A 25340-nucleotide genomic window follows, 5' to 3' on the forward strand; every position below is an offset into this window, starting at 1 on the left:
AACGACGGTTGAGAATAGCCGGGGCAGGTAAGTAACCATTGCAAAGATAGGAAGATTCCCGGGGGGGGGGTAAAGAATCCAATCTTTGGATGGGAGAAGAAACCGATTCTGTTATATGCGACTTATCCGGAAGGCCATACAGGAGGAAACATGAGGAAGTACTACAGTCTTATTGACAAAGTTTATCTGGAAGCGAACCTGGTCAAAGCATATCACAAGGTGCGGAAGAACAACGGAGCACCTGGGATAGATGGAGTAACGGTTCAGGAGTATGGAGAAAACCTTCTGGAAAGGATTAAGAAACTCAGCGAAAAGTTGCGAAAAGGAGAATACCGGCCTTCACCGGTAAAAAGGGTAGAAATCCCGAAAGGAAATGGGAAGACACGTATGCTCGGGATACCGACGGTAGAGGATCGAATAGTACAACAATCGCTGAAAGAAATAATGGAACCAATCTTTGAGGAAGGATTTCATCCTTCAAGTTATGGATACAGGAAAGGAAGGAATCCACACCAGGCAGTAGAGAAAGCCTATGCCTTCGCGTGCAAATACAAAATGAAATACGTGGTACAGTTAGACCTTAGTCAATGCTTTGACACCTTAGACCACGAAAAGATGATAGACGCAGTAGCGGAAAGAATAAGCGATGGCAAAATATTGAGACTAATAAGAAGTTTCCTCAAAAGTGGAGTCATAACAGACCAATACCAACCCAGTGAGATGGGAAGTCCACAGGGCGGAGTAATAAGCCCCCTGCTATCCAACATCTATCTGAACAAATTTGACCAGAAAATGATGGCCAGAGGAATAAGGATAGTGAGATATGCAGATGACATACTAATCTTCGCAAAGAGCTACAAAAGCGCGGAAAAATATCTGAGAATAGCTATCCGAATACTGGAAAAAGAGCTGAAATTGAAGGTCAACAAAGAAAAGACGAGAATAACCACGATAGATGATGGAATCGAATTTCTTGGATTCACCATACAAAAAGGCAAAATACGAATCCAGGAAAAGAAAATAAAGAGGTTCAAAGCCAAAGCAAAAACACTCACCCGAAGAAACCAATGTACACCGATCGGAGAGATAATAAAACGACTAAACCAATTGCTGAGAGGCTTCAGCAATTACTACAAAATAATCGACTGGGTGGGAGTATTCAGAGACCTCATGGGTTGGATAAGAAGGAGATTGAGAGCCATAATCCTGCGACAATGGAAAACGACAAAGAAACTACGCAGGGTGATGAGACAAAAAGGATACAGAGGCGAAATATCCGGAATAAGAATGAACAAATGGAGAAGCTCTCGATCGCGATTGGTCAGTAGACTACTGCCTAACAAATATTTTCAGAAGATAGGGCTGTATGATATGAAGCTTTCACATGTACCACTGTCGGAGAATCCGATACTCAATCCATGAGCCGTGTACGTTGGCCCGTACGCACGGTTCTGTGAGAGGACGGGGGGATTCCCCCGGGTCTGTTAGCAATTTTGTGTAAACTCCCTCCGAAATATGAGAAAATAACAAAAAGCTAAGGAGGGAGAACAGTGGGAAACTTTGACAAAGAAGCAATGAAGAGATTGGTACGAGAGAGGAAATTAAAGACAACAGAAGACGCGGAAAATCTTGTAAAAGAATTATTTGGAGACATCATTAAAGAGATGCTGGAAACGGAACTTGAAGAAGAACTGGGCTATTCCAAGCATGACTATAGGAACAAAGAAACGGATAACTCCCGAAACGGTTATTCGAAAAAAACAGTGAATACCTCATATGGCAAAATAGAGCTTTCAATTCCCAGGGATCGAAAAGGTGAATTCGAACCAATAGTGGTTAAAAAGCACCAGCGAAGCATAGCTTCCATAGAGGACCAGATATTGTCTATGTATGCCCGGGGAATGACATACAGGGACATACAGGCACATCTTAAGGACATATACGGCTCTGAATTGTCAACTGAAAGCATAAGCAGGATAACAGACAAGATAATACCCATCGTTTCCGAATGGAGAAACAGACCCCTTGAAGAGGTATATACCATAATCTACATGGATGCTATCTTTTTCAAAGTCTCTGAGAACAACCAGATAAGAAATAAGGCTTTGTATATAGCCTTTGGGATAAATCTGGAAGGAATGAAAGATGTCCTAGGAATGTGGATAGCTCAGAGTGAAGGTTCAAAATACTGGCTTGGTGTGCTAAATGAGCTGAAAAACCGAGGTGTCAAAGGAGTGATGTTCTTTTCAATAGACGGATTAAAGGGAATGGAAGAGGCAATAGAAGCGGTATATCCCCAGGCTAAAATCCAGAGATGCGTAGTACACCAGATAAGATATTCCATGAAATTTGTATCCTGGAAAGACAAAAAGAAATTCGCTGCTGACCTGAAATCGGTATACACAGCAGACACAAGAGAAGCAGCATGGAACGCCCTTATGGCTTTTGAAGAGAAATGGGGAGAAAAGTATCCTTTCAGCATTAAAAGCTGGAAAGACAACTGGGAATCCCTCACGACCTATTTCGAATATCCCAAAGAGATTAGAAAATTGATTTACACAACCAATCCAATAGAATCCCTGAACAGCCAACTCAGGAAGGTAACAAAGAACAGAGGTGTTTTTCCCAATGACATGGCTCTCATGAAACTGGCATATCTCGCCATTAACAATATAACTAGAAAATGGACCGTGAGAATAAATGAATGGGATAAAATCCTTGCCACTTTGATGATAGAATTTGATTGGGTGAAATCCTATGTCTGATCTTTTCCGGAGTTTGGGGTTTACACAAAATATGTGACACGCCCGATTCCCCCCCTCCTACTCGATAACTGCTTCGCAGTTGACTAGGAGAGATCCTGAACTTGATTCAGGATCTATTGTCCTTGTTTTCTCGGATCTCAATTAACTAAATTCCAATTTCCAACATCTGGTCTTGTTCTTTTTTTACACCGAAGACACGTATCAACTCCAAAGGAGTTCGTACCACCGGTGGAGCCGGTCGTACCAATCCCGAAGGGATTCGCAGCGGCAGCGAGCTGCATTCTCGACTTCTCGATTATTGATCAAGTCTGGAATGACCTTCGTAAACGTTCTCGGATCTCGAACACCGGATCTCGGTTTTTGTATTAGCGCCTACTTTTTTCTCTCGAGTGATAGAATCTTACTGAACCCAAATAAATCGGGGTGATGTTATGAACTTTTACAGTCCTAAACTAAAGGCAAAGTTCTGGATACCCGTGAAAGAAATTGAAGAAGAGGCGATGCAGCAAATCAGGAATCTTTCGGAAATTCCAGACGTTTTTAGATGGATAGCAGTAATGCCGGATGTTCATCCGGGTTATGGTATGCCCATAGGCTGTGTAGTAGCGCTGAAGGAAAATGTTATTCCTTATGCCGTTGGTATGGATATAGGATGTGGGGTTGTTACTGTCAAAACAGACCTAACCGCAGACATGGTGATGAAATATCGCCAGCAGATACTCAAGTTATTTCTTGAAAAAATACCTGTTGGCTTCAAGTGGAGAAAAAAAGCACTCGCAAGTGATTTCTGGAAGCGAGAACCCGCCGGGCCCATCACTGAAAGGGAACGAAAAAATGCCGAAAAGCAGCTTGGAACCCTTGGAGGAGGAAACCATTTTATAGAGATTCAAAAGGATGAGCTTGGGAATATTTACCTTACAGTGCATAGCGGTTCGCGTAACCTTGGAAAACAGGTAGCGAGTTATTATGACAAAATCGCCAGGGAATACTGTAAAAAGCGGGGCATAAAGCCACCTCCCGGGCTGGCCTGGTTGCCGAGGAATAGCAAATCCGGAAGACAATATCTTGCAGAGATGGAGTTTTGCATGGCCTTCGCTTCAGAAAATCGCCGTTTGCTGGTGGCATCCGCATTAGAAGTAATGCGGTACTTTTTCCCCGAAATGAAAGAGCTGGAAAGAATTGAGACAGTTCACAATTATGCGAGTCTTGAGAGGCATTATGGAGAAAAGGTGCTTGTCCATCGAAAAGGAGCGGTGCTGGCAAAAGGTAAAGTGATAATTCCCGGTTCCATGGGGAGTCCCACCTACATAGCCAAAGGCCTGTGCAATCCTGAAAGTTTTTGTTCTTGCTCTCACGGTGCGGGAAGGGTGCTGGGCAGGCATGAAGCGAAAAGAAAGCTCAATTTTGCCGAAGTGAAGAAAGATCTGGATGAGAGAAATGTCGTTCTTATGACTCCGGATAAAGGTGCTGTAATAGAAGAAGCCAGAGTAGCTTACAAAGACATAGATAAAGTTATGGATTATCAAAAGGATCTGGTGGAACGATTGGTAAAATTAACCCCTCTTGCTGTGATTAAAGGCTGAAAGTTGTTCACTTCACCTCCATATTCTTTTGTTCTTCTGATACTTTTTCAACAATTCGCAGAGCTTTGTCAAGCATAGGATCTGCTTCACCAATTAGCCATGAGATCTTTTCCTCAAGGCTCAGAGGTATGGGAATATCCGGCTCTATATGTCTCCCCTCTTCAAGAAGCAAAATCCTCGCTTTTGATAGATTTGCATTGTATTTTTGATTGACGTTTTTCTATTTTACAATCGATGTGAACATTCAGTTTCATGAGACTGTTTTTGTTAGTCATTGTTGCATATACACTGTCTCATTTTTGGGGTTATATCACATATTTCGGAGGGAGTTTACGCAAAATTGCTAACAGATTCAATTCAGAATTTATAGAAAATTCTTGACACAGCCTGGCTAGATCAAGCATCAACAACGCTTCCATTCTCGAACTTTAACACCCTATCTGCAATAGCAATAGTGGAGGTTCTATGACTTATAACCAAAACCAAAGAATTTTGCCGCTTCAATTCAAGGAGTGAATCCAATATAATGTTTTCCGTATTAGCATCAAGGAACGATGTTGGTTCATCTAGTATCACTATTTTAGGTCTTCTTAGCAGGAGTCTTGCCAAACCAATACGTTGTGCTTCTCCAGGTGATATACATAAACCTCGCACTCCCAAATACATATTAAGTCTCTTGGGACTGGTGTCTATTAATTCTTCTAGACCCGCTTGTTTGACTATTTTCTCTACTTCAGCAATGGAGTACTCCTTCATCCCCAATGTAATATTTTCTAAAAGGGTTCCCTCTATTATAAATGTAGTTTGAAGCAAGAACCCGATATTTTTTCTGTAATCATCCATCTTGATCGCGTTAATGTTAACCCCATCTATATATATTGCTCCACTTTGTGGTTCAAGCAATCTCGCAAGGATTCGTGCAAAGGTGCTTTTGCCGGAACCACTACGTCCTGTTAGTGCAACAATATTCCCCGGCTCTAAAACAAGATTCACATTTTTAATCACAGGTGTGTAACCATCGTAAGAAAAAGTCACATTACGAATTTCCAAAGCTTTCTCAAAACAAAAGGGTTTGCTACCTTTGCTTCCCACAATATTGTTTGGTGAATGGATGTAATATTCTTCAAATCTTTCATAAGAGACTTTTACTTCTTGATAGCTTAGGACTATCCCTGTCAGCGACACTACAGGTTGATATAGCAAACCAGCAAGTAAGTAAAACCCCATGAAAGTCCCCAATGTAATGTTACTGGCGAAAACAAGGTTCGCTCCGACCAATAAAATTCCAAACGACCATAGATAATTCAGTAAACTTGCACCTGCTTGATACATAGACTGAAGAAACATTACCCTAATTATCACTTGTATCAATTGCTTCATTCTAGAACTTATATCATTGTATGCATACTTTTCCAATTGTATAAAGTCAATAGGTTTTTGACCCGGGAGGGCCATAAGGAAATGACCCGCTACCCACCTCAGGTATCTTCTAAAATATCCCTTCTTCGGTAACTTCTTCCAGACATATTGAGAATCAAAGTGTTGTGTGTAATTCTGTCTAACAATGCCATGGTTAGCGCTTTGTCATGGAAAATCTTTATCCATTCTGAGAACACGAGATTCGTTGTAATTAACGTGCTCTTTGTTTCGTATCTCATTGCCAGGTATTGGAAGAGCAGCTCTGCACCTTCAATGTCAAAGGAAATGTATCCTAATTCGTCTATTATCACCAGATCGAGCTTTTTGAATTGTTTTGCGTATCTCACAAGTTGTTTTTCGTCTTTTGCTTCTTTCAGTTCGTTAATTAGGCCTGCCGCTGTTTTGAATAGAACGTTATATCCTTCTTCACAGGCTTTTATTCCTATCGCCGTTGCCAAATGTGTTTTTCCTGTACCGGAGTTACCCAGTAGTATTAGGTTTCTATTCGCGCTCAGAAATTTCAACGATTTTAGTTCTTTAAGATGTTTCCTGGCGTCTTCTGGAAGGGCTGCTTCGTTGAGTTCTTCAAATCTTTTGGGTGTTGGAAATCCTGCCCGCTTTATTTTCTTCACTATGTTTCTGCTTTCTCTGGATTGTACTTCCGATTCCAGTATCTCCAGAAGGAATTCAATGTAACTCATGCCTTCTTGTTGAGCTTGTCTAGTGATTCTCTCGTAACTGTTGAATATTCCCGGTGTTTTCAGCCTTTTGCACAATCTCATTAGTTTTTCATCCACGGTGAACACCTACCAATCTGTCGAACTCAGAAGGATCACCGTGGTCTATCTGTATCTTCAAAGGATAGTCAAAGGTTTCATATTGTATGGGCTTTTGTTGTAATAGGTTCCTCATTATGTCTGCTGTTGGGATAATCCCGTTTTCAAAGAGCACTTCTACCTTTTCGCAGAAGGTTTTTTCGTCATAATCGTTCAATAATTCCAGTAATTGTACGAATTCCCTTGGCTTAGTGGTATAATATTTGCCGAACAGGACTTTTAGTGTGTCGTTTAATGCCTGGAAGGCTCTTGATCCTGCAAGGGCTCCAGGCTTTTTTCTTAGGGTGTTCAGGTAGTGAGCTATCTGTATGGCGTATTTACCTTTACCTCTTAAGCGTTTGTGAACCGCAACGATTTTGCTTTCTTTCAATATTTCTATACGGTCTGGATATATCTTCAGCTGCACTCTCTTCCCGGGACAATCCTCAGGAACAGAATAGTAATTACCGTCCAGCATTATTAACGAATATCTGGATATGATCCTTTCTTCAAGACGATAGTTGTTGTAGCTGGCGGTAGGTAATGCATTTAGTTTTTCTTCATTGAGAGCTTTTACCGGAACTAACTCTCTTCCATATACAGGAGAAGCATTTAGTTCTGCCAGTTTTTCTTTTAAATATTCATTCGCTTCTTCCAGGGAATCGAATTCATTCCTTTCACTGAATACCCAATTTCTAACGAAACCAACACTTTCCTCATCTGTCCCCTTTTCCTGGGGTGAATAAGGATTACACAACCTGGGAGTGAATCCAAAGAAGGTGGCAAATTTGACGAAGTTCTTGTTCAGGTTCTTCCTGTCTTTCACCACCTTCATGTTGTCGTAGAATATCTCCTGTGGTACACCTCCAATCTCCTCGAAAAAGTCTATGTGTGCCTGGATTACCTCCTGGGCAGTTTCTCTTTCAAAGACCCTGGAAAAACGATACAGCGAACGATTCAGTACCATGAATGCAGCAGGGTATTTCCCTTTTTCACCGGCAATGACGAGTTCCACCTCTCCCCAATCAAATTCAGCTCGTTTACCATCCGGCTTCTGAATGATGTAGACATCCCTTTGACCGTGTTCTTCCTTCCATTTGCGAACAATCCTTTTCACCGAGGTATAACTTATCTTGTGTCCTTCCTTAACCACCATTTGCCAGATTTTCTTCGCGGTGAATTGCAAATTCTTGGGTTTGTCCTTGTTGGAATCCAGGAGTTCTTCAATCCTCGCTACTGTCCTTGGCTCAATCGTCCGACGCTTAAAAGGAACGGGCTTCCTAACAATTACTTCCTTTGCGCTTCCTAATTTCACTGCTTCGATTCTGCGTAAATACTTCCTGACGGTGTTCCGGGATATCCCGGTGAGTCTTGTTACCTCACGAATAGAACCATATTCCTGATAGAGCCGTTGAATCTCTTTGACCTCGTACACGTTTTTCACCCCTCGTATACCTCCTTGAGCAGATTGTTTCTATTATCTCGCTCAAGAAGGTCTTTTTTTCCAGGGGGTAACGGGTCAATTTTCTATGGCCCTGGGGGGTCAATTTTATTTGACCACATACACCATCTCAGGAAATTCCTAACAGCTTCCGTAGAAATGAAATTAGCATCAAAGTAGAGATACAAAATGCGCAAACTTCTGACTCTTGTACCAGGAAAACCCGAAAATGAAATAACCATGCTCTCATGACCCTTATCGAATAAAGAAAAGAAGACTTCCGTAAAAGCAAAAACTTTCTGGCGTATTGCAAGTTCGGAATAACTTGTCTCCTCGTTAATATAAGGATTCACATAATGCAGGACATTTTTAAGTTTGTTAACTATTGCTACTGCTTCGTCTTCCGTAAGTACTCTGAATGTATAGTTATCCACCTTTTTTGTGTAATAAAGAGAAATTAGTGGATTCTCCTTTTTCCATTCAATCAACCCAAGACGCCACAAACTGTGAAGTATATTTATAACATCTTGCACTACTCTATCCCTGGTTGCTCCCTGATACTCTTCTAATATCTTCTTCACGATTCTACCCACAGAGTTCTTGCCGTTGCAAAGCTCAGCAATGAATCTAGCAGTATCGTTTAGTTGTAATTGCTGAGTTTCTGGATGCCTTCTACTTAAGAATACCAAACTTCCATTTTCTTCTTTCCTTTTGTATACGAGATTTTCTTCAATAAATCTGGGTGTACTATCGAGTATTCTGTTCATTTTTCCACCTCCTGATGAGAGAACCACAAATTTACAAAAATGAAGTAAAAAGTTGAAAAAAATAAGGAGAGACTGTTCGGCTTCGCTTTCCACTACATCTGAGTGTCTGCAACTCCAGCGCTTCTTGTTTTTTGAAATCGCTCAAAGTGCCTTGTATTCTTATCGCAATGCATTACCCCCATCTTTTCTTCATCTTTTTTGTCAAGCAATCACGATCACGATGAATGTTTAAATGCTCATCACTTTGAAGCGTAAAAAGGGACTCTTTCAGACCTCCTGAATTCAATAAATCCGTCGTAAAATAATGGTTTAAGAAAGTTCAAGACGTCCGCAGAGGTCACAGATAGATCTGAACATAAATCTGGAAGAGCAATTGCTCCGTTATCAAAAATACTTTTCAGTATCCTTGCTTTGTATCCATCAACTTTGTACTTTCTTTGCAGCGTTTCACCTAATCTATAAAACCTTGTCAAGAAAGCTTTATCTTTTTCCAAGTGCATCAGCGTATCTTGACTAACCACAACATAGTATTCTTTGAAAGCTTTTTGGATATTTAGTAAAAACATTTCAAGCTCTTTCAAGGCACGCTCACATCTTTCGGAAATTTCATCTAAAAACCCCTTTTGGAGCAAACTAACTGGGCAAGGCATACACCAATCTTCATAGTAGCATTGAGAACAAATATAAGGTTTCCGCAGTTTTATTAATTCACTAACACTGTTAATAAAATCATCCATTCGTTTTTTGTCTTTTTCTTCAATAAACTCTTTGTTTAAGAGATCGATCATTGGGAGCCTGCCAACATTTGCCTCTTTATCCAAAATAGCGACACATGGAATAATACAGCCGTTTGGAAGTAGCGAAAAATTCCCGTTTAATACACCACACCTTGGTGGCAATGGACATAAATCCGTACCATACATGATATTGTAGTAAACTGCTTCAGGAGGAAACAATGATTTGGAATTGAGATAATATCTCTTATAGTCTAGGGATAAGTACTCTTCCAAAATAATTTCCCACGCTTCTAAAAATTCTTCAGATGATAAAGCTATATCTGGGTTCTCCCGAGCATTTCCCTCCAATAAAAGCCCACCTATAACCACCATATCAACTGGAAGTGAATTGAAAAATGCAGGTATCTTATGAACTTCTAATTTGTTCTTCCTATTCAAAGTCATTTGAATAACAATGGGCACGTACCTTCCTGGTTCCATAACATTTTTCAGATTATTTAGCGCCTTTAAAATCTGAACAAACGTTCCTTTACCACGTATATAATCGTTCGATGTATCGCTAATACCTTCCATGCTTATATTTATTGCACCAACACCGCTATTTACAATTTTCTCTGATAGTGTAATATCCCGAAGTAATACACCATTTGTAACAAGTTCAGTATAAATCCCTTTCAATGAACAGTAAAAGATAAGCTTGTCAAGTTCTTTAAACAATGTTGGTTCTTTCGTTGTGAAATTTACTTTTTTAACCCCAATACTTGCTATCTTATTCACTATTTTCATTGCACTGTCAAGATCAAGCTCCTGGAAACTATCTAATTTACTCCCTACAAAGCAGTGCTTGCAATTGAGATTACATTTTGGTTCAATTTCCCATCTTATACTTGAAATTTGCAAGCTGTTGAGCATGGTATCACTCACCCCAAAAAGTATGAATATACAACCAGATCAGCTGTATAAAATTCGCCTTCTAATACAATTTCTTTGGTAAAGCCCGATTTCCTTAACAAATCAGTCAATTCTTTTTGTCCAGTTTGTATAAAGTCAATAGGTTTTTGACCCGGGAGGGCCATAAGGAAATGACCCGCTACCCACCTCAGGTATCTTCTAAAATATCCCTTCTTCGGTAACTTCTTCCAGACATATTGAGAATCAAAGTGTTGTGTGTAATTCTGTCTAACAATGCCATGGTTAGCGCTTTGTCATGGAAAATCTTTATCCATTCTGAGAACACGAGATTCGTTGTAATTAACGTGCTCTTTGTTTCGTATCTCATTGCCAGGTATTGGAAGAGCAGCTCTGCACCTTCAATGTCAAAGGAAATGTATCCTAATTCGTCTATTATCACCAGATCGAGCTTTTTGAATTGTTTTGCGTATCTCACAAGTTGTTTTTCGTCTTTTGCTTCTTTCAGTTCGTTAATTAGGCCTGCCGCTGTTTTGAATAGAACGTTATATCCTTCTTCACAGGCTTTTATTCCTATCGCCGTTGCCAAATGTGTTTTTCCTGTACCGGAGTTACCCAGTAGTATTAGGTTTCTATTCGCGCTCAGAAATTTCAACGATTTTAGTTCTTTAAGATGTTTCCTGGCGTCTTCTGGAAGGGCTGCTTCGTTGAGTTCTTCAAATCTTTTGGGTGTTGGAAATCCTGCCCGCTTTATTTTCTTCACTATGTTTCTGCTTTCTCTGGATTGTACTTCCGATTCCAGTATCTCCAGAAGGAATTCAATGTAACTCATGCCTTCTTGTTGAGCTTGTCTAGTGATTCTCTCGTAACTGTTGAATATTCCCGGTGTTTTCAGCCTTTTGCACAATCTCATTAGTTTTTCATCCACGGTGAACACCTACCAATCTGTCGAACTCAGAAGGATCACCGTGGTCTATCTGTATCTTCAAAGGATAGTCAAAGGTTTCATATTGTATGGGCTTTTGTTGTAATAGGTTCCTCATTATGTCTGCTGTTGGGATAATCCCGTTTTCAAAGAGCACTTCTACCTTTTCGCAGAAGGTTTTTTCGTCATAATCGTTCAATAATTCCAGTAATTGTACGAATTCCCTTGGCTTAGTGGTATAATATTTGCCGAACAGGACTTTTAGTGTGTCGTTTAATGCCTGGAAGGCTCTTGATCCTGCAAGGGCTCCAGGCTTTTTTCTTAGGGTGTTCAGGTAGTGAGCTATCTGTATGGCGTATTTACCTTTACCTCTTAAGCGTTTGTGAACCGCAACGATTTTGCTTTCTTTCAATATTTCTATACGGTCTGGATATATCTTCAGCTGCACTCTCTTCCCGGGACAATCCTCAGGAACAGAATAGTAATTACCGTCCAGCATTATTAACGAATATCTGGATATGATCCTTTCTTCAAGACGATAGTTGTTGTAGCTGGCGGTAGGTAATGCATTTAGTTTTTCTTCATTGAGAGCTTTTACCGGAACTAACTCTCTTCCATATACAGGAGAAGCATTTAGTTCTGCCAGTTTTTCTTTTAAATATTCATTCGCTTCTTCCAGGGAATCGAATTCATTCCTTTCACTGAATACCCAATTTCTAACGAAACCAACACTTTCCTCATCTGTCCCCTTTTCCTGGGGTGAATAAGGATTACACAACCTGGGAGTGAATCCAAAGAAGGTGGCAAATTTGACGAAGTTCTTGTTCAGGTTCTTCCTGTCTTTCACCACCTTCATGTTGTCGTAGAATATCTCCTGTGGTACACCTCCAATCTCCTCGAAAAAGTCTATGTGTGCCTGGATTACCTCCTGGGCAGTTTCTCTTTCAAAGACCCTGGAAAAACGATACAGCGAACGATTCAGTACCATGAATGCAGCAGGGTATTTCCCTTTTTCACCGGCAATGACGAGTTCCACCTCTCCCCAATCAAATTCAGCTCGTTTACCATCCGGCTTCTGAATGATGTAGACATCCCTTTGACCGTGTTCTTCCTTCCATTTGCGAACAATCCTTTTCACCGAGGTATAACTTATCTTGTGTCCTTCCTTAACCACCATTTGCCAGATTTTCTTCGCGGTGAATTGCAAATTCTTGGGTTTGTCCTTGTTGGAATCCAGGAGTTCTTCAATCCTCGCTACTGTCCTTGGCTCAATCGTCCGACGCTTAAAAGGAACGGGCTTCCTAACAATTACTTCCTTTGCGCTTCCTAATTTCACTGCTTCGATTCTGCGTAAATACTTCCTGACGGTGTTCCGGGATATCCCGGTGAGTCTTGTTACCTCACGAATAGAACCATATTCCTGATAGAGCCGTTGAATCTCTTTGACCTCGTACACGTTTTTCACCCCTCGTATACCTCCTTGAGCAGATTGTTTCTATTATCTCGCTCAAGAAGGTCTTTTTTTCCAGGGGGTAACGGGTCAATTTTCTATGGCCCTGGGGGGTCAATTTTATTTGACCACATACACCAGTTACGTTTTTTTCTATTTTTAGATTAACTTTAACTTTGCTTATGACCGGATGTGCTTGGGACAAATTATGTATAGAATCAACGAGGAATTCTTCTGCTTTTGAAGGCCGGTTTCTACTTGCAAATAACACCAAGTCTGCAGACTTGGAAAAACTTCCAGGTGACGGTAATTGATAATATGAAACCTTGTGAATTTTCCCATCTACAAATTCGCTGTAAACATAAATAGAGTAATTGAAAAACTTCTCCCGAATATAGAGATCATTAAACACCTGTTTGTACACAAATGGACTCAAGTAATTTAAGCCTTTGCTGAAATTGGATTTATTTATAAACTCTATTAACGGCCTAATATCAGCATCTGATAATGCCCTTCTAATACTACTTTCCATCATTTTCTGGCACCTCCGCAATTTCTCTTGTTTCAGATAAGCCAAACAAATCTTCTGGTTTAAGATTCCACACATTTTCTTCTACTACATCTATATTCACACTTTTTTCCCAGTAGACTTCTGGAACCTTATAACCTTGTCCTTGGAGATCTAAATCTTCGATTGATTTTACTCGATCTGCAAGCCATCTGTGAAAAAAGTGACAGACACTCTTTTCTAAACAACAACTTTCGGTTTTCTCACCTCCGAAGAGGATTTTTTCTTGCATTTCCAATGTTCTTGAAAAATCCACCTCTAACGTATCAGAAGAGATAAAAGCTTTGTTCAAACATTTCCTGCTGTCGATTAGGTAATAATCCAAAACTATCTGTGTATCTTGATTGCTGCTGAGTTTTTCGAATTTTTCCTCAAGCTTTTGAAAATGGATTTCTTCCCGTTTTCCAAGCCTTCTTTGGCACCTTAGAGAAACCTGTCGCGCCATTTGTAATACTGAGCTTGTGAAATTCCATGTTCTCTGCAGATTTGAGAAACGCTCTTTTCTCGACGAAGTTCTTCCAGAATTATTGCCAGCTTTTCTTCTGCCGGGGGTTTCTACGCCATTAACTGCACTCTTTGTCTTTATTCTGGTTCTCTACTTTTTACCTGTTCAATTCTTCAGGGGAGCAGTATATAGTTTTTGTTCCATATTTGGGAGTCGAAGGAAATTCATCAATCCTTTCTAGCAAATAGCTTCAATATTTCAATAGAGTCCTCTGGACAGAAACCGTAACTATCGGAGATGTTTTCTCTTCCAGATATTGATCCATCGAAGGGTTTTTCGACACATTTTGAACATAGCCTGCATTCTTCTGTGGAAAGGCTCAAATCCCATTTTGTAGATTTAGAAAAAATATTGCTTTCCAGAAAACAATTACCTTTTCCGGATAGTATTACTGCAACGTGGTTGCGATAGAAAATATTCTCCGATAAACCTAGTTCCAAGACATCAATAAACTTTGCACCAATAACATTTTCGGAAAATTCGTTGTTCTGACTGTATAGCGTATCTACGTTGCTTACAAGAAGACCTGTTCCCATGTGTTTTACCAGGTTGTTGGTGAATTCTATGTTATTAGCTGCTGATACAAGCAACGCTGTCCCACGGTATGTGAAACCTCCTTGGATTTTTTCCCTAACACCATTGAATACCGAGGTAGATATCGAAAGCGATCCACCAGAAAATAATATAGCGGTGCCGGAGGTCTCAAACTTACAATTTCTGAAGCTCACGTTGCTCATTATAATTTGAAAAAGCCTTCCATCCCCTCTGAATTTTATCCCCTCAAATTTTAGTTCATCAGAACCAATAACAACGATCATGGGGATTTCCGAATCAACTGGTTCAAAATAAACTTTTCCTTTCTCACCAACTATCTCAAGGGATTTGTTTATGACAGCTTTTGTATTATAAACACCTGGCATGACTTTAATAATGTCACCATTTTGAGCGATATCAATAGCTTTTTGAAGTGAATTTATGTCACCTTCTGGATTGACTGTTATCGTTCTTCCCATCTCATCTGCAATCAAAAGTGTTGAAAGAACCAGTAAAACTGTGAAAAGCATTAATGATTTTCTTAATGACATACCTGTCCCCCCCATAATTCACATTAAAAAGCTTTGCTTCAAATTCAGGCCTACTTCACGGCGACAGCATGTCTCATAAGGAGTATCGAGAAGTGAATACCAACTACATGGATAAATCGTTACACATTCATATTCACCAACACAGGTTTCAGGATAGGTGCACTGTGCGAGACAATATGCAGTACATGCTGCATAACAAACAGCATTTGTTCCACAAGTAGCACATCCTACTACACATGATGCGTAACAGGTCCAATCAGTGTATGCAGGGCGTACTTCTGTGCACCAACATTCAGTGCGGGGTTCAGTTATACTGTCGTCACATTCTACTCGAAGTGGAATTATACTTTCTACAGAAAACAATACTGTTGAAACCATAATTAGAAGAACAAAAACCATCCTTCTTAACATACGAATCCCTCCTTTTGTTTCTTTATTTCCTAAGTACATGTGCCTTCGACCCCCAAATATGTGACAAAAGCTATTTGTTTTCAGGATATAAAAATAAAAAATCCTGCTATGTCAAGAAAGTGCTGTAAAAACTTCCCTGTATCCCAAAAGAGACTACAACTCCGTATTTAGATATCACAATCTTGCTTTACCTCTATCGGAACAAAAGAAATAAATTCTCAAACACTTCCAACTGTCGATCAGGTAATAATCCAGAAATTATCTGAGTGTCTTGATTGTTGTTGAGATTTTCAAAGTCGAAATTCAAAGAATTTACGTATACGTTTTCCGCGGTGCATTTGCTTGAACCATCTTTTGGTCCAACCACATCATCTGGATCAGCCAGCAAAATTGAAAATTAATCAGCCAGCAAAATTGAAAAATTAAAGAGTATAGATAGTAAAAACAATATGAGTATTTTTCTGATCATATTGACCACCTACTTTCTGTGGGCTACAATTACATTGTAGCAGTTTGCATATGATTTCAAAATTTATAGGTGTTGCAACCCAGCTCTATAAAAGTGTTTTGGGAGATAAAATATGGTGCATATTGGCTTTTCACGGAATTCATGGTGTAACACTTCATATGATTGGAGAGAGAAAAACTGAGAAGTAAGATAAAAGCCCTTTTACAGGTACTAGATAACAATGGCAGTTTTGCAAAACCTTTCTTGAATTATTATGAAAGCGCCGGTTTACCTTCTGGATGGAGAAGCTACATTCAGGCCATTAAACTCGCATGGAACAGAAAGTACTTCAAAGCCCTGAAGATTCTAGAAACAACTCTAGTAATTACCAGAAAAAACGGAATTCTTTACTATCTAATACTCAGTAAGAAAATGAGCATTTTGCATTTTTTGGGGCGAGAAGAGGCTACCGCTGTCTATAACAAGCTTCGTGAAGAGTTTTCAAGAATTCCTCCATTTTTGCGTTCAGCAGTGGCATCAAATTTACTAAACGTTTATGCAAGAACTGCTGATAACCCCAAAATGAAGAAGTTTAGGTTCTGGAGCGATTCTTATAAGAAAGATCAAAGTGGTTGGTGTTTTTTTCTTCTGGGAAAAGCCAGAGATTTTACCAAAAAAGGAGATGTCGTAAAGGCAAAAAGGCTTTTCCAAGAATGTATTGAAGAATCCCTTAAAGCTGATCACCCGATTGCAATTGCAACTGCTTATAACGATGCTGCCTGGCATTTAAGATCAACATATCCCGAAGATTCTATAAATTATGCCCGAAAAGCTGCCTACTTAAATGGAAAATATAGGGAAAGCCCGGCTTCAGCACTTCCGAGTATCGATACACTAATCGAGGTAGAAAAGGACTTTGTGAGTAAAGAAGTAGTGAACCTTGAGATTTTTGCCGGATGTATGGAATGCGTACCAAAAGAAATGGAGAACCATATAAGGAAAAGATATGCTCATAGAATGATACTATTACCAAAAATCCTCACCGATTTAGAAAAATCCTTATATGAAAACGATATGGAACTGAGAGAGTGGTTGAGTAAAAATATAAAGTCTATAAAGCAGACATCCTTACTTTCTGGAGTTGCAAGGGACAACCTCAGCAAACTCATTAACGGCAAAACCCAAACCGTCAGGGGTGAAACTTTAAGGAAGATAATCACCGGATTGAAAATCGAGGTTGATCCACTCAACGATCCTTATCCGGTCGTGAACGAATGGATAAAACTTCAGATAGATAAAGGCTTTGAAAATGCGATAACAGAACTGGAAAAACTCAAACCATCCGAACATGAAATATTAATCCCCTCAACATACACCGCTCTTTTAAACAGAAGGAAAGATCATCCTTACCTGAGCAGGAAGGGAACGCTTTCCCGCGCACTGGAACTTTGCAAAGGAGATCTTCAAAAGTTCAAAGAATTTACGGAAAATCGTTATGAAACAAAGAAATTCGTGGCTCAACTCTTCGAGCTTCATCCGTTCCTCGAAGGCAGGAGAGACCTTGTCAGGAAATTCCTGAAGGCCTTGCCTGCGAGAAAAAGAAAAGAGTTCATCCATAAGTATCTTCAACTCGGAGATGAAGACAGAGAGGTAATAGATACCTTCATGAGAAACTACGTTCGCTACGACAGGAACTGGGGGCTAAGGGTCAAACCTCCTGCAGAACTTTATCCCTTCACCCAGAAATACAGACTAAAGAAAACCCAGACCGCCCTCGCTTACTGGGCGCTGGATAAGAAGAAGGAAAGGAAAAAGCTGGCTAATAGACTGTTGAAGTTTGTTTGAGGTGTTTTTTATGCTTTACGGTGTCTTCGGTGTTTAACTAGCGGATAGTAGGCTACCGTACAGTAGGTTGTTTTCGAAAAGATAATAATATCGGAAATATCTTCAAGATTGATGATACTGTGTAGAAAGCTGGGCATAGTTTCTTCTTTTATGTAAGTATACTGTATCACTACAATTAGTGTTGATTCTTGGAGGCATAATACCTTCATATACGCTGCTAAATGCGATCATGGTACAATAAGCGTGAAAGGGTGTGTGAAAGAAAAGAGGTGAAACAATATGACCATAATTGTAAAGTTTGAAGAATTGATTGAGGCTATAAAAAAGACCAATGATGTTGTTTTTCTTCAATTTGTGGATAATTTGATCAAGGAAGGTGAGCTTGATCCTAATTTGTTGCCTAAAGATATTCTGTGGAAGATTGTAAACGCGCGTAAGAGTGAAGAATTAACGGATGACGATATTGATTCTATTGATAAAGTAAATAGCGAGAGCGAATGGTATGAACTATGAAAACGTTTCTCTCAAAGCAAGCGAAAAAGTATCTTGATAAATTGCCAAAAAATATACGTGAGAAAATCGTTTCAGCTATAAAAAACATTCCCCTCGGTGATGTTAAGCCGCTGAAAGGTAAGTATCGGGGATTTTATAGATTACGTGTCAGTAATCACCGTATCCTATTCAAACGTGAAGACAATACGATTTATGTTTACAGGATAGATGTGCGAGGAGATGTGAATAAATAGAATTAAGTATCCCAGATTCTGGTAAGAGTTATCCACTAAAGTGTATTGAAATCTTTCCTAAGCCCATGGAAGAGGAAGTGTCCCCCCAACAGTTATGAAAATCTCGAACTATTCGGAAATGAAATAAGGCTATTCCCAGGCTTTTTTGACAATCTGAAGGGCTTTATAAATCATAGGATCAGCTTTGCCAATTATCCAAGATATTTTTCCCTCAAGACTCAGATTTATGGGAATATCCGGCTCTATATGGCTTCCTTCCTCGAGAAGTAAAATCCTAGCTGATAGATTTGCATTGTATTTTTGATTGACGTTTTCTATATTTTATGATCGATGTAGATACAACATCCTCTGGAAATATCTGTGATGCAATTGGTACTACCCAGTCACCTCAACTCCTCAAGAATGTAAAAATTACCACCTGTATCTCCATCGAAGATATATTTTCCCACCTTGTACGGTGCTCCTCCTACCCTTCCTTCTCCGCCTTCGTATTCATACATCCAGATTAATTTTCCATCTTCTGCTGAATAACACCTTATCTCAGGGCCCCAATTATGTACGTATATTCTTCCGCTTTCTTTGTCCAGATAAACATCATCGGCTGAGTACCTTGTCCACGCCTTCCATACCACATCCCCATTCTCTGTGTTCAACGCATATATATACCCTGCTGGCCTCATCAATATCAACTTGTCATCATATATTTGCAATCTATTCCCAAATCCCCAGTTCACTGGATGAACACTGCTGTCATCGGGAAAATAACGTCTCTTCCACACTACTTCACCGGTATCTCTTTTCAACCTCACCACAAGTCCAAACCATGTCGCTGCATATACGCTATCTCCGTATATCACCGGGACGGTTGCAAAATCATCTCTGTGTTTGCTCTCTATCTCATACTTCCATACTACTTTTCCAGTCTCCTTGTCTATAGCATAAAATGTGGGATTGTAATCGTCGTCATCGTAATCTCTGCTTGTCACGTATATCAACCCTCTCTCTTCATCTATCACCGGTTCTGTGTATATGAAAGCTTTTAACCCCTTCGTCTCCCATATCTTTTCTCCTGTATCTTTATCAAGCTTTATCAAAGCTCCTTCTCTATAACCAACATGGTCGAGGACGTATAAATATCCTTCACCTTGAGCCAACCCAGTTTCAGGCCTTTTACCCTGAAGTCTATATTCCCACTCTACCTCCCCTGTCCATTTGTCAAGCGCCATCACCGCCGAGCTTGATTCTTCCGTTTCCATTCGGATTATATATACCTTGTCTCCACATATTTCTATATCGGCTCCCAGGTTAAGAAATGTCCGAATGCGTTTATCCCACACCACTTCTTTTCGATTCAAATCTATCGCTGCAACCAGCTCATCGTCTCCTCTCGTGTAGAGTATTTCCTCTTCCTTATCATATGCAAAATACCTTGGCTGCACCGCCGAAATTATTCCTGGCTCAAATTTGTATTTCCACAATAATCGCACGTTAGTCTCATCAAAAAGATGAATCAGTGCGCATGAAGATATGATAAAACAAATAACAACCAGCCCACCTATCGTCGCTATTTTCATCGTATCCCCTCCACAGAATGACAAACACCTTCGTTTTTCACTGTCCATCTTCCAATTCCAATATTATGTTGAGTATTTCTATTAGCCTTTCACTAACCTTGGTATTCGTAGCAGTCTCTGTCAGATGATTCGCATCTGGTGCTGGTTTGGGTTCTATATATCTCGCTCCGGGTGATACAACATCCTCTGGAAATATCTGTGACGACACTGGTACTACCCCGTCACTTTCATTTGAACCCACTACCACATTGTCCCATGCAAATTGTATCCCATAATCGGGATTCAAATACCCTCCTCCTGCCACATATAGCGCTCCTATACAAAATCTGTGAATATTCCAAAAACTCGTTGCCATGTACCACGCCCCCGTTACCAAATACGATACACTCAATGTTTCACACATATTCTCTGTGAATTTCAAGTTTTCTCCAACTTCCGTACTATCTTGACTCATTGTTTCCAGCAACTCCGTTATCTTTTTCTGTTCCCCGTATATGGAGGCATAGTAAATGGTTCCTTCTTCCCCATTTGCAGGCAAATTGGTATCCGCTAAGCGTTCTAAAAATGTACTTCCTGGTATCATTTCCTTCATTGTGGTGGGTGTGTTCATCGACAAAATTGCCCCCAAAACCAATATAAACACTCCCAATCCTGCTGCTACTAACATTGCTGGGCTCACTCCCGAAACTAATAGACTGATTCCTGCGTTGATACGTAAAAATAGCAGCAACCAAGCAAGTGCCATCGCTATTATGACTCCAAGAGCAGCGGATCTCATTGCCGGTCCAAGTTCGTATGGGTCCACCGCTGGTGGTGTTACTATCGCTGCATCTGTTATTCCCAGGAAAATTGTCCATGTTAATTTATCCGCTATACTCGCTCCTGTGTGTGGTGTACCTATTGTTATCACCGCTTTAACGTTCGCTTCGCTTATGTCTTGCCTTATATACTCTCTCGATATCAGTCCTCCCATACTATGAGCTATTAGGATAGGCGTTTCCATTTGTTGTTGTTCTATATGTTGCTTCAACTGAACAGCTATACCTTCTATGCTTGGCATTGTCTGTGATAGTTTCAAATGTTGGTGTAGAACATCCAGCGGCTAATTCGTACTTGCTGCTCAGATATTCTGCAAGTTCATTCCATGTCTCACCTTCTGAGTTAAATCCATGAACAAATACCATTGGATATGGTATATATGATATTTCTTCATTTGACAATACCACTACTGCATATAAAATTATCGTTAGTATCATTATTAACCGCTTCATTTTTTCATCACCTTCAATCTCTTCGTCACAATTTTCATTGTATTTCTGAGCACAACTCCATGCGAGTGCCAGTTTATATTTATCTGTTTTGGGATATAGACTCCCGATCGATCTTCAAACAAAAAAGTGACATTCGTAAATATGTCCTTACCCCTGCGTATCTCCATACTTTTTGGTAAATTCAGTTTATCGTCTATAACCACTTTTTCATATATATTGTTTTCTTTGTTAAAACATTCGTACACACTGATACCTTCTTTGCTTTTCACAAGCTGATAATTATTCTGTTTAAGGAACTCCCTCATTTCAAGCAACCACCTATCCGGAAGATTTTTCTCAATATCTTTCAACGATTCTGGCAGATCCTCCATTTTGTGCTTATCAAGATTGATGAGTTTAACGCTTTGTTTCGTTATTTCCAGCATCCTTCGCTCACCATCTGAAAAATTTTCCGGTTGAAAATATACTCGCTTTATGTGTGGTTCCATCTCAACGGAGAAAAATTTCCTACTTATTGTGTGGTCATCATAGCTCGTTTGAACGAACACATCGTAATGCCATACGACTATCCTCGTTCTCACAAATTCTGAGGTAGAATACGCGGTTGGCATTCCGGGAGATTTCACTGCCTCAGTCTTTGCATCACGCTTCACAGTTGCTTCAGTTGGAGCCATATTCATACATGCTGTGATAAGTAAAAATATCATCGCAATCGAAACAAGGCACCATGTTTTTCTCATATTGCTCCCCCCTATTCTTCTCATGTATCTCGTACTCCCCTAACTTCTCCCAGTTTTCTTCCGCGGAATTTAACCAGAGCCGATTGTGGTAGAATGAGAAGTAAGTTAGCCGTCAACTGCTGGATTATCACAGGATTTGTGTTTTCTGTGTTAGCGTTTGCATCTGTTTCATCAGCAAACGTTATTGTTACTGTCAAAAACAACATTATTAATATCAGCAAAATCTTTATGAATTTTTTCACTATCTTCCCCCTCTTATTTGCAGGATAATACATCCCATGTGATTTTTCAAATTTTCAGGTTCTGTAATTCGCTTTTGTAGTAAGTTTCAGAACCTAAAATTGCTTGAAATCGTTACATTCGCATTTTTCCGTCATAACTGAAACAAGGGGTTGGAAAAGTGAAGAAACTGCCCGAACTGCTCATGCCTGTATTCAGATATGGTGCATTTGCAAAACCTTTAATAATTAAAATCATCAATTCCAATTTGTCAGATAATATAAGGTACACTGCGCTTTCTTTTGTACATACGTGGAAAGGTGACTATGACAAAGCGCTTTATTACACCCATAAGGCGCTTGATCTTTGTGGAAATAGCGGCATGCGCTATATGCTTCTTGCAAGGGAGCTGTCGTGCAAGGCAAGTCTCGGAAATAAAGATGAAAAGCTTTACCAATTTCTAAAAAGTAATTTGAATAAAATAAGCGGAAGAACACGAGAAGAAATAGAAGCAGTTATTTCAAACGTAGAAGCAAGATGGGGAATAGCAAAATTGAAGAGAAAAACAAGAATTTGGGGGAGTAAAAAGATATTACCTGCCCTTGCTTTTCTTCATCTTGGTCGTGCGCGGAGACTTGCTGAAGAAGGAAAACTTCCTCAGGGGGTTCATCATTACATTCAGGCATACAGGCTTTCAAAGAATATTCCTCATCCTTCAGGAATTACCAGTTCTCTTAACGGCCTTGCATGGAGAATAAGGGAAAAACATCCATTTTGGGCTCAGTCGATAGCGAGAAGAGCGGTGTATTATCTTGGTTATTACCGAGAGATTCCAGGCAATCTTTTTGGATGTCTTGACACGTTATTTGTGATTGAAAAAGCGATTAATTCATGTTCCATAGCGCAAACAGCGCGAGTAATTGCATCTCTGCCAGTACCAAAGAACTATGAAAAACTTTCAAGGGAAGCAGAAAAATTCATTCCCAATTACTATATCTCTATGTACGAAAATACGGAAGAATTGAGGAAATACCTCAAAACGCTGATAGGTCCATACAGAAAAGAAAACGTAAGTATAGCGGGCCTTTCGGCGATTTTCACGGGTAAGACAAAGGTGATAAGAGGAAATACGCTGAGGAAAATAATAGAAAGGATAACAGAAAGTAGAAATGTGGATATTACCAGAATGCCTTATCCTGTATACAACGAATTGGTAAAACATAGGATTGAAAAAAGCTTTGATGAAGCAGTTAAATATTTGGAAAAACTTCCGTTTTCAGAGAGGAAACGCCTTTTCTTTTCCACATTCATCGCACTTATTGACAGGGAGAAGTTTTACCTCTCAAGGAAAGATAAATTACTTGAAACGTATAAATCCCTCCGTGGTATAGATACATTCGCAAATCTTATGAGCAAAAGGTACGAAACAATGAATTTTGTGGTCGATATGGTAAAAGCTCATCCATACATAGAAGGAAGGAAAGCTGCGATACGCAAGGCTGTCGATAGAATGAGGATAGATGAGTTTATAAAACACTATGCGAAATTCAACGAGCACAACAGGAAACTGCTGGACAAATTTCTTCGAAACTACGGCAGGTATGATGGTATAAGGTTCGGGGTGAGGATAGATGGACCTGAGAGAGTGAGAGCATTTGCAAAGAGGTACAGATTGAAGATACAACCATGTTTTATTGCCTATTGGTGTGAAGAAGATGGAAGGACACGAAGAAAACTGGAAAGGATTTTGGAAATCATATAATACCAACCGGAAATTTTCTTTTGTCAACATCGATCAGAAATGTGAGAAATCGTCCCGCAGAACTTTATCCCTTCACCCAGAAATACAGGCTAAAGAAAACCTCAAACCTCATCAATCAAGTACCCATGGAAGAAATTATTCAACAATACAAATGACGGAACGAATTAGACGTTACCTAACATACAGTTTATGGTTTGATCACGCTTGCCCAAATGGTCTTCCCACTTTGTAAACAGTAGAACCATTATATCGAGATTGTAATTCCATAGGTGGTGGAGAAACCCGCTCCCTTCATAAACTCTGAGATTAGAGACTAGATACCCGAGATTCAGAAATCAAGAAACTCGGAATATTTTGCAAAACGCAAAAAATGAAAGTTTGAAAACGCAGAATATCTTTGTCACACGCTTAACTTTTCCTCTTTTCTCTTTCGGTCATTTTTCCCATTAGTTTACCAATCGCATGAGGAAATCTGCGTGCTATGAACAGATAAATGCGCGTTTGAAGATTTGGTGTTATCACCCATTTGGTGGATAGAACTTTCTTAGCAAGCGCACGTCCGACATCTGCCGGATCAGCCATTACTTGTGAGGGAATTCCGAGTGGTGATGCTGATTTGGTGTTTGTTAAAGGTGGATGCATGACCGTAACGCTGATACCGTATCGGGCAAATTCATACGATAGGGTTAGTGTTAATGCTTCAATGGCTCCTTTTGTGGAAGAATATCCGTAGATTCCCGGAAAGCCCGTTATCCCAACCCCTGAACTAACGTTATGAATGATTCCTTTTCTTCTTGCTTTCATGTAAGGCAAAACGGCATTGATCATTCGAACGTAACCGAAATAATTCACTTCAAATTCTCGCCTGGTGTCTTCAATATCTTTCATTTCAAAAGGCGCAAAGATAGCCAAACAGGCATTGTTGACAAGAATATCAATCTGACCCCATTTTTGGATAACTTTCTCAACCGATTCTCTGACTTCCGGGTCCTGAGTGACGTCAGTCTTGCAAAAAAGTAGATTATCCGGGAAGGATTTCTGTAATTCTTCGAGATTATCTCCTGCGAGATCGAATGCAGCAACCCGATACCCCTCATCCAATAAAGCTGAGGCCATATGAAATCCTATTCCGTTATTTGCATCGGTAATGATGACTACCTGTCGATCATTATTGACCATCTTTCTTGACACCCCTTTAGAACGCTGAGGCTTAAATTTCCGTTTTTTCCGTTGGGATATTATTATAAACAAATTCATCTCATTTAGGAAAATGGTGCTCAATGTGCTGATAATACAATATTGATTACCGACTCTTCAATGCTGAATCTGCTATAATGAATTCCAGATGAAAATAC

The 25340-nt window shown here is 39.8% G+C and carries 24 protein-coding genes and 1 pseudogene; 7 read left to right on the forward strand and 18 right to left on the reverse strand.

Features of this window, described 5'->3' with window-relative positions:
- Positions 1-150 precede the first annotated feature (150 nt).
- The 3 genes from ltrA to KOLE_RS05285 all read left to right on the forward strand — a co-directional run bounded on the left by ltrA (position 151) and on the right by KOLE_RS05285 (position 4348).
- The gene (gene ltrA / locus KOLE_RS05275) at positions 151-1422 is read left to right on the forward strand and encodes a group II intron reverse transcriptase/maturase (protein WP_015868409.1); all 1272 of its coding nucleotides are present in this window, start codon (positions 151-153) and stop codon (positions 1420-1422) included.
- Between the two features lie 128 nt (positions 1423-1550).
- Positions 1551-2765, forward strand: a complete 1215-nt coding sequence (locus tag KOLE_RS05280) for an IS256 family transposase (protein WP_015868410.1) — start codon at positions 1551-1553, stop codon at positions 2763-2765.
- A gap of 431 nt (positions 2766-3196) precedes the next feature.
- On the forward strand, positions 3197-4348 hold the full coding sequence (locus KOLE_RS05285; protein WP_015868411.1) for an RtcB family protein: 1152 nt from the start codon (positions 3197-3199) through the stop codon (positions 4346-4348).
- A gap of 7 nt (positions 4349-4355) precedes the next feature.
- Here KOLE_RS05285 and KOLE_RS11465 read toward each other — a convergent pair whose 3' ends face one another.
- The 12 genes and pseudogenes from KOLE_RS11465 to KOLE_RS05335 all read right to left on the reverse strand — a co-directional run bounded on the left by KOLE_RS11465 (position 4356) and on the right by KOLE_RS05335 (position 14969).
- Entirely contained in the window at positions 4356-4520 is a 165-nt protein-coding gene (locus tag KOLE_RS11465) for a hypothetical protein (protein ID WP_235599724.1), read from the reverse strand.
- 224 nt (positions 4521-4744) lie between these two features.
- Positions 4745-5575, reverse strand: a complete 831-nt coding sequence (locus tag KOLE_RS05290; RefSeq protein ID WP_202795109.1) for an ATP-binding cassette domain-containing protein — start codon at positions 5573-5575, stop codon at positions 4745-4747.
- Positions 5576-5826: 251 nt separating this feature from the next.
- On the reverse strand, positions 5827-6549 hold the full coding sequence (gene istB / locus KOLE_RS05295; RefSeq protein ID WP_015868412.1) for an IS21-like element ISKol1 family helper ATPase IstB: 723 nt from the start codon (positions 6547-6549) through the stop codon (positions 5827-5829).
- A 7-nt stretch (positions 6550-6556) separates the two neighbouring features.
- Positions 6557-8026 (reverse strand): IS21-like element ISKol1 family transposase, encoded by a 1470-nt coding sequence (istA, locus tag KOLE_RS05300; RefSeq protein ID WP_015868413.1) that lies wholly within the window; start codon positions 8024-8026, stop codon positions 6557-6559.
- An 83-nt stretch (positions 8027-8109) separates the two neighbouring features.
- Positions 8110-8790 carry a PqqD family protein gene (locus KOLE_RS05305; protein WP_015868414.1) on the reverse strand — a complete coding sequence of 227 codons (681 nt, stop codon included), beginning with the start codon at positions 8788-8790 and terminating at the stop codon, positions 8110-8112.
- Between the two features lie 239 nt (positions 8791-9029).
- On the reverse strand, positions 9030-10439 hold the full coding sequence (locus KOLE_RS05310) for a radical SAM protein (RefSeq protein ID WP_015868415.1): 1410 nt from the start codon (positions 10437-10439) through the stop codon (positions 9030-9032).
- Positions 10440-10626: 187 nt separating this feature from the next.
- Positions 10627-11349 (reverse strand): IS21-like element ISKol1 family helper ATPase IstB, encoded by a 723-nt coding sequence (gene istB / locus KOLE_RS05315; RefSeq protein WP_015868412.1) that lies wholly within the window; start codon positions 11347-11349, stop codon positions 10627-10629.
- Between the two features lie 7 nt (positions 11350-11356).
- Complete coding sequence (gene istA / locus KOLE_RS05320; protein ID WP_015868413.1) at positions 11357-12826, reverse strand: IS21-like element ISKol1 family transposase; 1470 nt, start codon at positions 12824-12826, stop codon at positions 11357-11359.
- On the reverse strand, positions 12762-13346 hold the full coding sequence (locus KOLE_RS05325) for a hypothetical protein (protein ID WP_049753252.1): 585 nt from the start codon (positions 13344-13346) through the stop codon (positions 12762-12764). The genes istA (KOLE_RS05320) and KOLE_RS05325 overlap by 65 nt, the downstream gene beginning before the upstream one ends.
- Entirely contained in the window at positions 13333-13671 is a 339-nt protein-coding gene (locus tag KOLE_RS11470; protein WP_015868416.1) for a hypothetical protein, read from the reverse strand. Before KOLE_RS11470 ends, KOLE_RS05325 begins: the two co-directional genes overlap by 14 nt.
- 60 nt (positions 13672-13731) lie before the next feature.
- Positions 13732-13913 (reverse strand): annotated as a pseudogene (locus tag KOLE_RS11475) (transposase); the annotation flags it as partial.
- Between the two features lie 138 nt (positions 13914-14051).
- Positions 14052-14969: a right-handed parallel beta-helix repeat-containing protein gene (locus KOLE_RS05335; RefSeq protein WP_015868417.1), complete on the reverse strand. Its 918-nt coding sequence runs from the start codon at positions 14967-14969 to the stop codon at positions 14052-14054.
- Between the two features lie 1042 nt (positions 14970-16011).
- Between KOLE_RS05335 and KOLE_RS05340 the strand changes: the two genes are divergently transcribed.
- From KOLE_RS05340 to KOLE_RS05350, 3 genes are all read left to right on the forward strand, one after another.
- Positions 16012-17673: a helix-turn-helix domain-containing protein gene (locus KOLE_RS05340; protein ID WP_015868419.1), complete on the forward strand. Its 1662-nt coding sequence runs from the start codon at positions 16012-16014 to the stop codon at positions 17671-17673.
- Between the two features lie 279 nt (positions 17674-17952).
- Positions 17953-18186: a hypothetical protein gene (locus KOLE_RS05345; protein ID WP_015868420.1), complete on the forward strand. Its 234-nt coding sequence runs from the start codon at positions 17953-17955 to the stop codon at positions 18184-18186.
- Positions 18183-18419 (forward strand): type II toxin-antitoxin system RelE family toxin, encoded by a 237-nt coding sequence (locus KOLE_RS05350; RefSeq protein ID WP_015868421.1) that lies wholly within the window; start codon positions 18183-18185, stop codon positions 18417-18419. Before KOLE_RS05345 ends, KOLE_RS05350 begins: the two co-directional genes overlap by 4 nt.
- A 383-nt stretch (positions 18420-18802) precedes the next feature.
- On the opposite strand, the gene KOLE_RS05355 is transcribed toward KOLE_RS05350, so the two are convergent.
- Genes KOLE_RS05355 through KOLE_RS05370 form a run of 5 tightly spaced genes read right to left on the reverse strand, consistent with a single transcriptional unit; the run spans position 18803 to position 22246 of the window.
- The gene (locus KOLE_RS05355; protein WP_015868422.1) at positions 18803-19993 is read right to left on the reverse strand and encodes an outer membrane protein assembly factor BamB family protein; all 1191 of its coding nucleotides are present in this window, start codon (positions 19991-19993) and stop codon (positions 18803-18805) included.
- A 37-nt stretch (positions 19994-20030) separates the two neighbouring features.
- The gene (locus tag KOLE_RS05360) at positions 20031-20966 is read right to left on the reverse strand and encodes a lipase family protein (protein ID WP_237697544.1); all 936 of its coding nucleotides are present in this window, start codon (positions 20964-20966) and stop codon (positions 20031-20033) included.
- A 1-nt stretch (position 20967) separates the two neighbouring features.
- Positions 20968-21264 (reverse strand): lipase family protein, encoded by a 297-nt coding sequence (locus KOLE_RS11570; RefSeq protein ID WP_158303007.1) that lies wholly within the window; start codon positions 21262-21264, stop codon positions 20968-20970.
- The gene (locus tag KOLE_RS05365; RefSeq protein ID WP_015868424.1) at positions 21261-22004 is read right to left on the reverse strand and encodes a hypothetical protein; all 744 of its coding nucleotides are present in this window, start codon (positions 22002-22004) and stop codon (positions 21261-21263) included. Before KOLE_RS05365 ends, KOLE_RS11570 begins: the two co-directional genes overlap by 4 nt.
- A 20-nt stretch (positions 22005-22024) precedes the next feature.
- Entirely contained in the window at positions 22025-22246 is a 222-nt protein-coding gene (locus KOLE_RS05370; RefSeq protein WP_015868425.1) for a hypothetical protein, read from the reverse strand.
- Between the two features lie 158 nt (positions 22247-22404).
- On the opposite strand from KOLE_RS05370, the gene KOLE_RS05375 reads away from it, so the two are divergent.
- Positions 22405-23985, forward strand: a complete 1581-nt coding sequence (locus KOLE_RS05375) for a hypothetical protein (protein WP_015868426.1) — start codon at positions 22405-22407, stop codon at positions 23983-23985.
- A gap of 408 nt (positions 23986-24393) precedes the next feature.
- Here KOLE_RS05375 and KOLE_RS05380 read toward each other — a convergent pair whose 3' ends face one another.
- On the reverse strand, positions 24394-25164 hold the full coding sequence (locus tag KOLE_RS05380) for an SDR family oxidoreductase (RefSeq protein WP_015868427.1): 771 nt from the start codon (positions 25162-25164) through the stop codon (positions 24394-24396).
- Positions 25165-25340 lie beyond the last annotated feature (176 nt).

This window comes from Kosmotoga olearia TBF 19.5.1, from assembly GCF_000023325.1.
Classification (GTDB): Bacteria; Thermotogota; Thermotogae; order Petrotogales; family Kosmotogaceae; genus Kosmotoga; species Kosmotoga olearia.